1 pseudogene is annotated in these 280 nt (G+C 45.4%); it reads right to left on the bottom strand.

Features of this window, described 5'->3' with window-relative positions:
- Nucleotides 1-280: pseudogene (locus tag HC175_RS23615) on the bottom strand (threonine--tRNA ligase); the annotation flags it as partial.

Raw genomic sequence — 280 nt, 5'->3', positions numbered from 1 at the left:
CGGCAAAGGTCGGTAAAAGTATCGTGGTCACAGAACGTTATGGTTCCGTCGTCGAGGTTTTCGATCAGCTCTACTTTGAATGGATTGTTCTCACGTCTGTAGTAGCCAAGAGCTTCTTCCTTTGGTACTGAGCGCATGCTAAAGTCATGTTTGCCGCGGGCGATCTCCAGCATTCTATCCTCGATCTTCTTAAAATCACTATCAGAGATCTTTTGCTCTCCGAAATCCACGTCATAATAGAAGCCGTTCTCAATGGATGGTCCAATGGTTAATTTTGCTC

Source organism: Salinimicrobium oceani (assembly GCF_012037645.1).
The sequence above is the reverse complement of the archived record's forward strand: the minus strand, read 5'-3'. Positions and strand labels throughout refer to the sequence as shown.